We start from the raw sequence: 12,591 nt of genomic DNA on the forward strand, positions 1-12,591 counted from the left end.
GCAGAACTTCAAGCGCCTTAAGTCGCTAGTTCACTAAGTCAAAGTTTCACCACAAAGGCTATAGCGTTCGGGCCAGCTTGTACGTGGCTCAGCAACGGATATAAACCGCTTTTTCCGTGTGCATGATGGGCTGCGAACATAAGCCCATCGAAAGCGAAAAGGAAGCCTCCTTGCAGCAGCAAAGAGCGGCCGTAGCCCGTAAGGCGGTCTTGCTGACGTTGGGTGGAGCGGCTGCGGGCGCGTTCTTTCAAATAGAAGCCCGTGGCTACGTAGGCCACGTCGAGACCGGTATTGAGAAGGTAAAGGTTTTCGGTGTGTAGCTGGGCTTTTGCTGTGCTTGCTCTGTCAGTTGGCAGCGTGGTATGCCGGGCTGAAACTAGCGCCGAGCCAGCAAGTGCTAAGTTCACTACGCCCCAGCCCACGTTCATCTGATGAAAGTATTTCTCGGGGCCGTCGGTAGCGAAAGCGCGAGCCCCGCTTATACCTACATTGCCAACGGCCCACGCGCCAAGTACCCGCATGCCGCGCTGATCGAGGAGGGTGCGCTGGGCGTTGTACTCAGGTAGCGCCGCAGGCAAGGTCTGCTGCGCTGCCGCGGGAAAGGTTAGAACGGAAAGCAGGAGCAGGCGTAGCAAGAAAGGCATAGCAGTTATTTGGGAATAAAGGCTACACCCTGAAAGCGCAGCTTCGCCGCGTTTGTTTACTGCCATGCGCGTAGCCTGAACCACTAAGTGGCGCTGAGGCTTACCGTTCCAACAGCATAGCGCCGTAGGAGTAGCCACCGCCGAACACTGTAATAACCACTCGGCTGCCTTGACGCAACTGGTTCCAAGTGTCGCCTAGGCCGATGGCGGCGCCGGCACAACCGGTGTTGCCGAGCTGCTCGATGTTGGATACCGCCCGCTCATCGGGCATGCCTAATTGCTTGAGCACGTTTTTGGTGATGCGTAAATTGGCTTGGTGCGGAATCAGGAACGCCACGTCGTCAACGGTGAGTTGCTGCCGCTCCAAGAGCTGCGCCGTTACGCGAGCCATGTAGGTGCAGGCGTGCGTGAATACGTCGCGGCCGTGGGGCATCACGATGCCTTTTTCCACCGGCTTCAGCGTTACTGATTCGTCGGCTTTGCCTACTACGGCGGCGCCACCGGTCACCACTTCCACCACGCGCAGGTCGTCGGGACTGAGGCGCTCTTTGCTGATGAGCAACGTAGCGGCCCCGTCGCCCCACAAGTGGCCCGCCATGGTGTCCTGCTCGTTGTTGTAGGCGGTGTTGTGCTCACTTACCACTACCACCGCCCTCGACGCTTTGCCTAGGGCAAAGTAGCCTTCTACTATTTCAATGGCATTCAGCAGTGAAGAGCACGCCGAGGAAATGCTAACTACCGGAATTTCGTTGATACCCAAATCGCGCTGCACAGCGTGAGCAAGGGTGTAAATGGTATCGTGGGGTGTATAAGTGGCCCCCACAATCAGGTCGATGGTGGCCGCAAAGTCGGGGGCTTGCGCAAGGGCCCGGCGCGTGGCCTCGATGGCCATGGTGTTTGTGTTTTCGCCCTGACCAGCTTTGCGCCGTTCCCGAATGCCGGTGCGCTCAATGATCCACTCAGAGGCAAGACCGTTCAAACGGGTGAAATGCTCGTTGGTTACTACGTAGTCGGGCAGATAGGCTGCCACCTGATGAATATACACAGAGGGAAACGGTCGGGAGTTAGGCAAAAACAGCTGCAAGGTACGAGACTCTGTCCGGACTAGTGGACCCCAAACAATGAAGCGGCCCGTACTTTGCATGGTGTTTTTGCGTTCAACGCCGAAATAGGAGGGGAGTTCCTGTACTCTCGTTACAAGATTATGATGTTTCGTTTTTCTACGTTCCAACAGCGCCTGTTGCTGTTTGCTTTGCTAACCTTTGGCACTGCCTGTCCATCACTCGCTCAAAAATATCGTACGGCCGCAGGCTTGCGGTTTAGCTCCGGCCTCTATGGTCTCACGGTGCAGCAAAAGATTCTGCCCAAAACTACCCTCGAAGGCTTATTGCTAGCGGGTACGCGCGAGGTGACGGGTACAGTGTTGGCCGAACAGCACTTTGGCTTGCTCGGCCCAAGTCTCAACTACTACTTCGGTGCCGGAGGACACGTGGGCAACAACAAGGACACGGGTGCTTTTGGTGGCGTCGATGGTATTGCCGGATTGGAATATAAGATTGCGCTAACTCGTTTTGTTGTCGCCGCCGACTTCAAGCCAACCATTGAGTTTAACTCAAAGGATTGGGCCCGTTTTGCTACCGGCATATCGGTGCGGTACATCCTCATAAAAGAGAAGAAGACAGGGCTTTTCAATGGGTTGTTTGATGGGGACAACGACAAGAAAAAGGAGAAGCGAAAAAAGGGGGCAAACAAGGGGCGGGGCCTGTTCGACTGGTAGTTTTCAGCTGGTTTAGAAAAAAATATTTATTTAATTTTTCTAAGGCAATGCGCCTGAAGGGGATGTTGTGCACTAAGTGAATTCGTTGTAAAATTTTAATACATCATTAATTTATAAAGACTTGCTGGGGTAAATCAGCTATTAGGCTCGATAGTTGATTTATAACTATCACAGCTTCTATTTTATCGGCATATTGATTTATTATAAATTAGATAAATATTGTGCAACAAAATATTGGCTTTTTCAGTTTGTTGCCCTTGTCTGCAGTCCCACACTTTTAGCTCACCTTTATGTCAACACTTTTTACTTCTTATTTAACACGTTCCAGACTATTATTGCTGTTTATTGGACTGTTAGGGGTATGGCCAAATCTTGAAGTTCTGGCCCAGCCAACAGCCTGCACAGGCAATGATCCGGGCGGTAGCCCAGCTACCAACGGCTTGTACGCACAGTATTACCGGGGATACTTCGCCAACGACCAGACCTACTTTGCCACTACTACTGCTGGCATTACCCGGGTTGACCCTAACGTGTATTTTGGATCCACGTCGCCTTTCGGCAACCTGCTTCCCACGGCAGATGGCAGCGCTACCAACCCCGACAACTTTAGCTTGCGCCAACGGGGTAGCTTGCGCATTGCCACCACCGGTGTTTATACGTTCTACCTGACCGCTGACGACGCTGCTTACTTATGGCTCGACAACGCGGCGCTTAGCACCAATCCTTCCCCAGGCCAAGCCACCATTGATAACGGCGGCGACCACTCGGAGCGCACCATACAAGCATCGGTTTACCTCACGGCTGGCTTGCACAACGTGCTGGTTCACTACGGCGACCTGATCAACGAAAATTCGTTGATACTGGAGTATGAAAGTGCTGCGGCTGGAATAGTACGGCAAGTAGTACCCTCAACCGAGTTCTGTACTTCCATTCAACCCGCTATTGTTCAGCCGTCAGCGCTGGCTTATGCCCCAGCTTTCCAAACAGTGCTGGTTGGCAATAGTGGTACTTCTGTGGTTCCAACGGTTACGAGCGTCAGCACTCCACAATTTGTTCTGGCTAACACGAGCAGCCTACCAAACGGCATCACCATCAATGCAACAACTGGGCAGCTCAGCTTGGCTTCCACTGTGCCGGTAGGTGTTTACGAGGCTGAGGTGGCGGTGGTTAACGCGCAAGGAGCAGCTACTTTCCGTAGTGCCTATACGTTCACTGTAGCAGCGGCAGCGCCACTGAATTGCACGGGAACTCGCCCTGATGGTGGCCCGGCCACTAGCGGCATCTTTGCCGAGTATTACGCTGGCTACTTCAACGACAACCCTGCCTTCTTTACCACTAACACACCAAAGCTGACGCGGGTAGATACACAACTGAATTTCAGTGACGACGACCGTTGGGGCAACTTGGCTTTGACTTCCAGTGGCTCGATCGACAACCCAGACATGTACAGCGCCCGATTCCGGGGCCGCATTCTTATCCCAACGGCTGGCACGTACACGCTCTATCTGACCGCCGATGACGGAGCCCGCCTCTGGCTCGATACCCCGGCTGTGCAAGCTACTCCCGTCAATGCGGATGCCCTGATTAATAACAGCGGTCAGCACAGTGCCTTAACCGAATCGGCTACGGTTACGCTGGCTGCAGGCTACCACGATATTCAAATCCATTACGGCGAAGGTATTGGCAGCAACGTGCTGGTTTTAGAGTACGCCAGCACTACGGCTAATATTGCCCGGCAAGTGGTTCCAGCTTCGGCCTACTGCTCGGCGGTTAGCCCTATACCGCAATCGGTAAAGCCAGGTCAGAAGAACTCGCATTCGCTGTCGGTTGCTCCTAACCCAAACAATGGCACTTTCAAGGTGCACATCACCCAAAGCCAGCCAGATTCTGGCAAACTTCAGATGGTGGATGTACTTGGCCGTGTTTTGTTTGAAAAGCCAGTACCTAGCGCCTTGGAACAGGAGGTGCCGATAACAACAGAATACCTGCCCGTAGGCATGTACATGTTGCGTCTGATAACCGCTAATGGAACTGGCACGCAAAAGGTCGTGGTCGAGTAAGAAGTTAGCTATTAGCTAGTTTCTCCTAGAAAAAAGAGGGGAGGTTCGGGTAGCGCAAACCGCGTGTCCCGAGCCTCCCCTCTTTTCAGCTTTATACCTACTGCTTATTGCTGGCGTACGCGGCCGCTACCAGCAGTAGAGCTGCTGACTTTAGCGCCGCCGGTTACATACACATTGCCGGAGCCAGCTATGCTAGCTTCCAGTGTTTCAGTGGCATTTACGCGGCAGTTCCCGGAACCACTGATGCGCACGTTGCATCTTTCAGTGCGTAGCTTGGCGGCTTGCATACCACCCGAGCCGCTGATTCGAACAGCCTGGCGCGGTACTGAGCCACCGTTTATCATAATGTCGCCGGAGCCTGATATGGCGGTTTCCAGCTCGTCGGCTTGCACCTGGCCCAATTCCATGTGCCCGGAGCCGCTTACACTTAGGTTCAGGTCTTTGGCTTTGACGCCGTCATCGACCTTCATTTTGCCGGAGCCGCTCACTGTCAGGGCGCTGATGGAAGGTACCGTCACATACACGGTCACGGGGCCTTTGAAGCGGTAATTAGACCAGTTCATGCCACTTTCTTGTTTGGTGCCGATGCGTAGCTTGTCGCCGCTGACGGTGGTTTCGAGATGGGCGAGGTCCTCGTTTTCGGCATCTACTACCACCTTCTGGGGGCTGCCCTGCACGAGTATCACCGTGGCCGAACCTGCCAAGGTTACCTGATTGAAGCTGGCTACCTGGCGCGTTTCGCGGGCTGCCGTGGCCACAAAACCCGACAGCAACAGCGCGCCGGCAAAAACAGGAGATAGTAAAGAATGCATAGTCTTCATGGCAAGTGGTTGTTAGAAATGGGGTATATAAATAGAAAGATGGATGCTTGTTCGTAACCGTTGCCTGGCACCGGAAACCATTGAAAATAAAACCCGAAGCACTACTGGTTGCTGCTTAATAACTGCTATTTCGGTGTTGCTGAACAACTAGCCGAACAAAGCAGCCTTTTTGCTGCGAGCAATTGAGTTTCAAGTGGTCATAAGCCCCGCCATTTTTTAGTTCAACGCCTGCGCCCTACTCTGATGGGCATTTTTTGTGCAGCTTTAGGTATCTGATGATAGCCGAGCTTCAACTGCTTTCCCACCTTCGCCATGCACGCAAACGAACAGCTTCTGCACCGTTTCTACCAAGCTTTTCAGCGCCGCGACCATGCGGGTATGGCCGCTTGCTACCATCCCGAAGCTACCTTCGAAGACGCTGCTTTTCAACTGCAGGGCCCCGCTATTGGCAAGATGTGGCGCATGCTCTGCGAACGGGGCAAGGATCTGCGGCTCGCCTACAACGACATTCAGGCCGACGACCAGCAGGGTAGCGCCACTTGGGACGCGCACTACACGTTCTCCCAAACCGGCCGCCCAGTGCATAACCATATCCAAGCCAGCTTCACTTTCCAAGACGGACTCATTCGCACGCATCACGACAAGTTTAGCTTCTGGCGCTGGTCGCGGCAGGCCCTAGGGCTCATCGGGTGGCTGCTCGGTTGGTCGGGTTGGCTGCAGAATAAGGTGCGCAGATCAGCTGCCGAAAGCCTGGCTAAATACAGGGCCAACGCTGGCTAATCAGCGGATAGCTGAGAACAAGTAGCCCAGACTCCTGCTTAGCGCTTGGCCAACTTAGGTGGTGCATCGGCCCCGTCTTGGCGGGCTCGTTTCACTACCTCAAGGCCTACTTTTTCGCCCATTTCCAGTCCCACCGTGTTGTCGATGCGGAAGTGAATGCCGGCCTCAAAGCGCGATTCGGCGGCTTCCTTGGCTTTCTGCTGAAACAGCTTTCGGTCTTCAGGAAATAAATAACTCAGCACTGTCGCGCGGGCGTTGGAAATAGTGGCGTGGCCGGAGGGGTAGCTCGGATGGGGAGGAGTGCCGGGCAGCGTGATTGCGAAAGTGGAATCATACTGGTAAGGCCGAATACACCAATACGTGTACTTGGCGTCCCAGCAGGCGATGCTGGCGTCGTAGGTGGCGATGCTTGTTAAGGCATACACCCGCGCCGCCCGAGGTGCATTAAGATAGAGGTTGTTTTCAAACAGCTTTCGGTCGGTTTCCTCGCCCCAATAGGTGTTGGCAGCCCAATAAAATGTGCGAAAAATAGCTTCGGGTGTGCGTTTGAATTCCTTTAATTCTTTCATGCCGGCCGCCGGGTCTGGCGGTGGGCCCGGTCGGAACTGTCGGCCCGAGGTCAAGATAAATGGCCGGCGGTTGCCCCAAGCAGCGCCCATAGGGGTTCGTTTGTCGTGCCAGAGGCCGGCTTGCGTGGGCATAGTGCCTTTCCAGACAGTGTCGCAGCTATCCGTTTTGGCATAGGCTATGACGGCAGCGGCCACGTGCCGCCCTAGCGCCGTGCCCGCCTCTACGTCGCTCGGGTACGCCACGCCCGCTAATAGTCGTGAGCGGCCCGCATCCTCGGCTAGTTGCCGGAGCGAATCGGCTTTAGCTGGAAACAAATAGGCTAGCACTTCGGCCGCCGCGCTGGCTGCCACCGCGTGCTCCGAAGGATAGGAGGGGTTGTCGGGATTGGGCAGGTAGGCAGCTAATTGTGGGTTCTTGGTGGTCGGCCGGGGGCGCCGGTAGGCGTACTTGCTGTCCCAGGCTGCCACCGTAGCATCATAGATAGCAACGTTGACGAGCAGCTTGGTGCGCGCTAGTGTTCCTAAGTCAGTCGTTAGGTTGTCGATAATAGCTTGCCAGCGGTAACCCGGCGCGCCCGCACTCCAGTACCGAATCAGTTGGATATCGGCTGAGTCACGCTGCTGTGTTAAGGCCTGTAAGCGTTGTGCCTCGGCTCGGGTAGCCTTTGCCGATGGTGGCGGTGGCAGCCGGTACGCCGCCCCCGATGGAATCACCCACGTTTTCCATTCCCCCGCACCGGGTTCCTGTTGGGCAATGCCCTGCGTAGCTAGCAGCCAGCAGAACACAAAAACGAATAGCTTAGCCTTCATGCGTCTTAGGTGTTTGCTTTACCTGAAGGTAGCATGAGGTGGTAAGTTATTATCCGTCAGAGGCATCACATAAATATGTGATGGTGTAGGACGAAACCTCAATAATGCGTGTGATTAACGACGGTGCTTTTTAGATAGTCCCGGTTTTTCTTGGCGTCTTGGTTGCTGTGTTGGGCTTGGCGGCTGCCATATACTTGGAGGCGGCCCCGACTCAGGGTTATAACTTCCTCGGCGCCTTGGCCCATAAAATCAAACATGTGAAACACCGGGTCCGGGAAATACAACTCGCCAGTACCAGCGTCATTAATGCGGAATTTGTGCCAGAATAGCTGCATAGACCCGTCGCCGCGCCAGTTGCCGCGCACGAAATCGGGGTTGCCGTTGATGGGGTTGCCGGGCCACTTCTTAAGCAGGCTGCCTTGGTTGTCGAACCAGTAGAGCTGGCTGGACAAGTACGGCTCGCCAATAGCCCGGTTGCCGTAGGTGCGCCCGCCAATAACCACCTGCGGACCAGGCACATTCTTTAGGAAATTGCCCACAGCTAGTTGCTGGCTGTGCTCGGCCGTGTTCTGCCAGATGATCTTACCCGTCATGGCTTCGTACACAAACACACCCGTTTCGCTGTTGGCCGTCACGATGTCGAGCTTGCCATCGTTGTTTACATCGCCGAATTTGTAGCTGTCGGCGTGGTCGTGGTTGTCGGGTAGCAAGTCGAACCGGTCCCATATCTTCTGGCCGTTGCTGTCGAGTAGCAGGGTGCCCACCAACACCTCGTCGAGACCATCGGCATTTAAATCAACGGGGTAGACGTAATGGCCGAGGTTGTCTTTTTTGCGGGTTTCGGTGTGCTTCCAGAGTTGCTTGAGGTCGGGCGTGTACGCGCAGATAGCAATGGTGCCGCCCATGTCGGTGAACACCACCACGTCGTTGGGGCCATCTTTGTGCAGCTTGCCAATGGCCAGCCGAAAGTTGTTGTAGACGTGGGGCAGGGGCTGCGTAGGCCACAAGGTTTTGCGCTTGATTTTGCCGGTACGGCCATCGGCTATCACCAAGTACTCCTGGCCCTCCAGCTGCCGCCAGTGCACCACTTCTGCCTTGCCGTCCCGGTCGAAGTCCCATACGAGGCCGGGCGCTTCAAACTCCGAGCGCTCTTTAGTGTACTCGGTGGGTGCTTGGTAATTCCACAGCTCCTTACCGTCGTTGTCGAAAACGTGGGCCGAGAAGTTGGGCTCCAGCACCATAAAATCGGTTTTGCCGTCGCCGGTTACATCCCCGAATTTCACGGCATTGGAAGGCGGTATCTTGTAGTCCTTGAGCAGCTTTACGTCGTCGGGTAGCTGATAAGGTCGTACGTCGTCTTCGCGTAGGTTCGGGGTTTTGCTGAGTACCAGCAAATCAAAAGCCGGGCCGCTGTCGATGCGGGTTATCTTGAGATTGACGATACCCGGCTGCAATTCAAACGAACCCCCTGTCTGCCAACTCAGCGGCCCCTGCCCGAAGGTAGCAGTTGTTGCCTTGTCGTTTACGGCCACCTTGAAGCCCGTGCCTTTTTGGCCCTGGCCTCGCACGTACAAGTGGTAGGTGCCCAGCTCGGTTACCGCTATCTGGGTCATCAAGTTGGTTTCCGATTTCAGTACCAGCGCCGTATTGTTGAACAGCCACGGTGCTTGCAGCGCATCGGCATCGGCAATGGTGTTGCCCTTGGGTATCTCCTGCAAAAAATTCGACGCCGGAATCAGGATAGTAGCTGGCAGCGGTGCTGGCCGGATGGCCTGGGTGGTTTGGTGGCCGCTTGGTACTTGCTGCGCCCAAGTGGTGCTCAGGCTGAAGAGTAGACTAGGAACAAGCAGGAGAAAACTTCTTTTCATGGCGCGAGCAGAAACCAGGGGTGGAGGTCAAGTCTATGGCATTGTGGGCAGCATGGCATCCTGTACTTCCCTGTCGACGTTTCACCATCGTTTCCTCCAAGGAAAGCGGCATAAACTGAAAAGCCGCTCCCTTCGCAGGAAAGCGGCTTTTCTGATACTATACTGGACGCTATCCGCGCAGCTCGCCAAGGAGCCGCATCACTTCTTCGGCACGGCCTGCTGGCACAAACAGGTGGTCGTGGTAGTAGCCCGATAAGGGATTGACGCTAATACCATGCGCAGCGAGCAGGCCAGTGATGCGCGCCAAAAAACCTACGGCTTCCAGACTGGAATGCACGTTGAGCGTAATCCAGCGGCAAGGATACACCGCCGCCAAACCCGCCTGTGCTGCCTCGGTGGCCAACACAATAAGTGTCAGCCCTTCTGCTTCGCGAAACGTAGCTATGGGCGTAAGCTGCAACAGCAAGTGACCCGGTGGTACCGTGCAGAACACGTATACCTCGGGGTGCAATACGGGCTCCATGGTGCGGAGCAGCGCATCCAGGTTGGTTTCGCCGGGTGTTAGATGCATAAGGCTACCAAATCGTGACGCGAGCAGAATCGGGGCGGTAGAGCTTGTCGCCAGGTTTCACGTTGAACGCCTCGTAGAAAGCAGGCACGTCGGCAAAAGGACCGTTCACACGGTAGCTGGCCGGCGAGTGCACATCCGTCAGAATGCGTTGCGCCAATACTTCGTCGCGCTGGTGGCCCTGCCAACCGAGAGCGTAACCGAGGAAGTAGCGCTGCGTGGGCGTGAGGCCGCCAATCTTTTCGCCTTTCTTGTATTGGTCGGTTTTCTTAAAAGCATCAAAGGCAATGACAATGCCGCCGAGGTCGGCAATGTTTTCGCCAGCCGTGGCTTTGCCATTGATATGCAACGAATCCAGTACGGTGTAGCCGTTGAATTGGCGCACTATCTGGTTGACGCGCTGCTGGAAGGCGGCCCGGTCTTTCTTGCTCCACCAGTTGCGCAGGTTGCCTTTCTCATCGAACTGGCTGCCTTCGTCGTCGAAGCCGTGCGTCAGTTCGTGCCCGATGGTGGAAGCCCCGGCGTAGCCGTAGATGATGGCGTCGTCGGCGTTGGCATCCTGTAAGCCGGGAATAGCGAAGATGGCAGCCGGCAACACGATTTCGTTGTTGCTAGGGTTGTAGTAGGCATTGTAGGTCTGCGGGGTCATACCCCACTCGGTGCGGTCTACGGGCTTGCCGAGCTTGTTGAGTTCGTAGCGGTATTTCCACTGGCTGGCGCGCATCATGTTGGCCGCGTAAGAGTCGCGGTTGATTTCCAGCGTCGAGTAGTCTTTCCACTTGTCGGGGTAGCCTACTTTCGGGGTGATTTTGGTGAGCTTCACCAGCGCTTTTTGCTTGGTGGAGTTGCTCATCCAGGTCAGAGCCTGAATATGCTCGCGGAAAGCACCCACCACGTTTTCAGTGAGTTTGGCGTAGCGGGCTTTGGTTTCGGGCGAGAAATACTCTTTCACGAACAACTGGCCTAAAGCTTCGCCCATGGCGTCTTCCTCTTCGTCGAGCACGCGCTTCCAGCGGGCGCGCTGCTCCTTGCGGCCTTGCAGCACGGTGCCATAGAAGCGGAAGTTTTCGTTGTCGATGGGCTTGCTGAGGTAAGTGGCATAGGTGTGCAGTAGTTGCCACTGCAGATATGCTTTCCAATCTTCGATGGGCGTAGTGCGCAACAGGCGGCCCGCTTCGCGGTAAAACTCTGGCTGCCCGACAATAACTGAATCCACTTTGCCCAGCTCCATCTGGGCGAGCCACGCCTTCCAGTCGAGGCCGGGCGTGAGCTTGTTGAGGTCGGCTACGGCCATCTTGTTGTAGTTGGCATACGGGTCGCGCAGGGCTTCGAGCTTACGCGACGAGCCGGCTAGGGCGGTTTCCAACTTCACAATCTGGGCACTGTGGCGCTGGGCGGTAGCAGCATCTTCGCCCATCAGTTCCAGCATTTTGGCTACGTGCCCGCCATACTCCTTGCGGATGTTAGCCGTGCGTTTGTCTTTGTTGAAGTAGTAGTCGCGGTTTGGCAAGCCCAAACCTGCCTGGTACAAGTACAGCGCCATCTTCTCGCTGTTCTTGTTGTCCTGCGACACAAAGGGGCCGATCAGGGCATTCACGTTCAGCGGAATCAGGCGGGCAATGGCGGCTTGTACATCGGCGGGGGTGCGCAGGGCAGCCAGGCGGTCTAGCTCTGGCTTGAGCGGTGCAATGCCTTGTTTGTCAGCTGTTACCGAGTCCATGCCCGTGGCCCAGAAGTCGCCGATTTTCTGTTGGGTGGTACCTGCAGCGGCTTTGGCTTTGGCGGCTTCCTCGTTGAGCGCCCGCAGCCGGGCATACACCTCACCTTGCACTTCTTGGCCGATGCTCCAGCTACTTTCCGAAGCCGGAATCGGGTGCTTCTTCAGCCAAGTGCCATTGGCGTACTTGAAAAAGTCGTCGCCGGGGCGCACGGTGGTGTCGAGGTTGGCTTGAATCAGGTCCGGTTGGTTGGAGCCGGATTTGGTGCCCGATTGGCAGCCGGCCAAAGCAAGCAAGAGCGCCGGCGCGGCCAGCAGCCAAGGACGCAGAGAAGGAGTGTTCATAGAATCGGAATTGAATCAAACATACCCGTAACCTAACAGGTCTTTGGCAGACCAGCTAGGTTTTCGCTGAGTCACCAAGACCAGGACCGTATAAGCTAGGTAGTTCAGGTGAATCAGCCACAAAACGCTAACAGGTACAGAAAACACCCGTTAGGTTGCATACTATGTCGCTCAAACTGCTCTTACTTCTCAATTTCGGGCTGGCAGCCTACCTCACGGGCCTTATCTGGACGGTGCAAGTGGTGCATTATCCCAGCTTCGCGCAGGTTGCTCCCGAAAAATTCGTGGCCTTTCATCAGCAGCATTCCAGCCGCATCAGCTGGGTGGTAATGGCGCCCATGGTGCTGGAACTAGGGTTAGCTGTGTGGCTGGCGTGGCAGGGGCGTGCGTTGGGAGCGGCGGTGTGGTGGGGGCTGGCCTTGGCACTGCTAATTTGGGCGGCTACCTTCTTTATATCCGTGCCGTTCCACAATCGCCTCGCCCACGGCTACGACTACGTGGCCATCGACGGGCTGGTGCGCACCAACTGGGTCCGCACTCTGGCCTGGACCACCCGTGCCGGATTACTGGGCTGGTTGCTCTGGAAGCATTTATAAGCTCAACCTAACTCACTGAAGCCGAATAGCGTAAGG

At 55.6% G+C, this 12,591-nt stretch carries 11 protein-coding genes; 4 read left to right on the top strand and 7 right to left on the bottom strand.

Annotated features, from left to right (window positions below):
* Positions 1-38 precede the first annotated feature (38 nt).
* The gene (locus MUN86_RS01225; RefSeq protein ID WP_245120823.1) at positions 39-644 is read right to left on the bottom strand and encodes a DUF6992 family protein; all 606 of its coding nucleotides are present in this window, start codon (positions 642-644) and stop codon (positions 39-41) included.
* 100 nt (positions 645-744) lie between these two features.
* The gene (locus tag MUN86_RS01230) at positions 745-1,689 is read right to left on the bottom strand and encodes a 3-oxoacyl-ACP synthase III family protein (RefSeq protein ID WP_245120825.1); all 945 of its coding nucleotides are present in this window, start codon (positions 1,687-1,689) and stop codon (positions 745-747) included.
* A gap of 159 nt (positions 1,690-1,848) precedes the next feature.
* On the opposite strand from MUN86_RS01230, the gene MUN86_RS01235 reads away from it, so the two are divergent.
* The gene (locus tag MUN86_RS01235; RefSeq protein WP_245120827.1) at positions 1,849-2,421 is read left to right on the top strand and encodes a hypothetical protein; all 573 of its coding nucleotides are present in this window, start codon (positions 1,849-1,851) and stop codon (positions 2,419-2,421) included.
* A gap of 290 nt (positions 2,422-2,711) precedes the next feature.
* Positions 2,712-4,481, top strand: a complete 1,770-nt coding sequence (locus tag MUN86_RS01240; protein WP_245120829.1) for a PA14 domain-containing protein — start codon at positions 2,712-2,714, stop codon at positions 4,479-4,481.
* 104 nt (positions 4,482-4,585) lie between these two features.
* Here MUN86_RS01240 and MUN86_RS01245 read toward each other — a convergent pair whose 3' ends face one another.
* Positions 4,586-5,293: a head GIN domain-containing protein gene (locus tag MUN86_RS01245; RefSeq protein ID WP_245120831.1), complete on the bottom strand. Its 708-nt coding sequence runs from the start codon at positions 5,291-5,293 to the stop codon at positions 4,586-4,588.
* A 321-nt stretch (positions 5,294-5,614) separates the two neighbouring features.
* Here MUN86_RS01245 and MUN86_RS01250 point away from each other — a divergent pair, with 321 nt between their 5' ends.
* Entirely contained in the window at positions 5,615-6,082 is a 468-nt protein-coding gene (locus tag MUN86_RS01250; RefSeq protein WP_245120833.1) for a nuclear transport factor 2 family protein, read from the top strand.
* Positions 6,083-6,120: 38 nt separating this feature from the next.
* On the opposite strand, the gene MUN86_RS01255 is transcribed toward MUN86_RS01250, so the two are convergent.
* From MUN86_RS01255 to MUN86_RS01270, 4 genes are all read right to left on the bottom strand, one after another.
* A complete protein-coding gene (locus MUN86_RS01255; RefSeq protein WP_245120835.1) occupies positions 6,121-7,461 on the bottom strand; it encodes a phosphatase PAP2 family protein in 1,341 nt (446 codons plus the stop codon).
* A 98-nt stretch (positions 7,462-7,559) separates the two neighbouring features.
* Positions 7,560-9,329: a hypothetical protein gene (locus MUN86_RS01260; RefSeq protein ID WP_245120837.1), complete on the bottom strand. Its 1,770-nt coding sequence runs from the start codon at positions 9,327-9,329 to the stop codon at positions 7,560-7,562.
* Between the two features lie 169 nt (positions 9,330-9,498).
* Positions 9,499-9,900: an ACT domain-containing protein gene (locus tag MUN86_RS01265; protein WP_245120839.1), complete on the bottom strand. Its 402-nt coding sequence runs from the start codon at positions 9,898-9,900 to the stop codon at positions 9,499-9,501.
* Positions 9,901-9,904: 4 nt separating this feature from the next.
* On the bottom strand, positions 9,905-11,959 hold the full coding sequence (locus MUN86_RS01270; protein ID WP_245120841.1) for a M13 family metallopeptidase: 2,055 nt from the start codon (positions 11,957-11,959) through the stop codon (positions 9,905-9,907).
* Positions 11,960-12,123: 164 nt separating this feature from the next.
* On the opposite strand from MUN86_RS01270, the gene MUN86_RS01275 reads away from it, so the two are divergent.
* On the top strand, positions 12,124-12,555 hold the full coding sequence (locus MUN86_RS01275; protein ID WP_245120843.1) for a hypothetical protein: 432 nt from the start codon (positions 12,124-12,126) through the stop codon (positions 12,553-12,555).
* Positions 12,556-12,591: the final 36 nt, after the last annotated feature.

Source organism: Hymenobacter volaticus, assembly GCF_022921055.1.
Taxonomy (GTDB): Bacteria; Bacteroidota; Bacteroidia; order Cytophagales; family Hymenobacteraceae; genus Hymenobacter; species Hymenobacter volaticus.